Here is a 1,225-nt window from a genome sequence, read left to right as displayed (position 1 = left end):
GGTGGGTTCAACCGATCGACGCAACGCTCTGTGCGAACTTCTCCGCTGGCGTTTGGTACATCAAGGTTTTTCTCGGCCGCTCGTTGAGCTGTCGGGCGATGGCGCTGAGTTGGGCCTGGCTGAAGGTCGACAGATCGACGCCGTGGGGCAGATATTGGCGCAGTAAACGGTTGGTGTTCTCGTTGGTGCCGCGCTGCCATGGGCTCTGTGGATCGCAGAAGTAGACAGCGACGGCGGTCGCGAGAGTGAAGCGCCGATGGTCGGCAAGCTCCTTGCCACGATCCCACGTCAGCGACCGATAGAGGTCGTGCGGCAGTTTGCGGGCCTGCTTGATCAGGGCGGAGACGACGCTGGCCGTCTCCTTGTTCGCGACCTTGGCCAGGATCACGTAACGTGACTGGCGTTCGACCAGTGTCACGACGTGGCTGCCGCGCGCGCCCGAGATAAGATCGCCCTCCCAGTGCCCGGGCACGGCGCGATCCTCGACTGACGCGGGCCGTTCGCTGATCGATATCGCATCCTTGATCTGACCGAGCCCGTCACGCTTGAGGCTGGCATGGCGCGAGCGGCGGATCGTGCGCTTGGCGCGCAGATGCTCGAGCAGCTCTTTCTTTAGGACACCACGCGCCTGAATATACAGACTCTTGTAGATCGTCTCGTGTGACACGCGATGCTGGTCTTCGTCCGGAAAGCTATGCTTGAGCCAGCCCGCAATCTGCTCTGGCGACCATTTGCGGCGCAGCTTGCGTGATACTGTTCGTCGCAAGCCTGGGTGGCAAGCGAGCTTGCAGCGCTTCGGACGCAGCGCGCGATCCCATGCCGCCTGATCCGACAGCGTGGCACGATACCGATCAGCGCCACCGTTACGCCCGACCTCCCGGCTGATCGTTGACGGTGCCCGGCCGAGCTGGACTGCAATGGCGCGCAGGGAACGGCCCGCGACCAGACCTCGCGATATCTCTTCGCGGTCGGCCAAGCTGAGCGCCCGACTGGATCGCTTCCGATCGGGTGGGCGGATCCCGCCCGACGGTGAGAGCACCGAGAAGATCGACGAGCTCTCCCGCTCGAAGCCGCGACCGATCGAACTCATGGACTCGCCGCGCTGCCACCTGTCCCAGATCTCTGCCCGCTGAGCGGCCGAGTAATATATCCGACGACGCTGCTTCATCGCACCACTCCTTCTCATCATGAGAATGATGCGTTGCGACCACCCGTTGAACCCACC

At 63.3% G+C, this 1,225-nt stretch carries 1 protein-coding gene; it reads right to left on the bottom strand.

From position 1 onward, the window contains the following. Positions 1 to 7 precede the first annotated feature (7 nt). Positions 8 to 1,168: an IS30 family transposase gene (locus ABIB28_RS18485; protein ID WP_354289575.1), complete on the bottom strand. Its 1,161-nt coding sequence runs from the start codon at positions 1,166 to 1,168 to the stop codon at positions 8 to 10. Positions 1,169 to 1,225 lie beyond the last annotated feature (57 nt).

It is taken from the genome of Sphingomonas sp. UYEF23, from assembly GCF_040546165.1.
GTDB lineage: Bacteria > Pseudomonadota > Alphaproteobacteria > Sphingomonadales > Sphingomonadaceae > Sphingomonas > Sphingomonas glacialis.
This window is presented reverse-complemented; position numbering and strand designations above follow the sequence as displayed.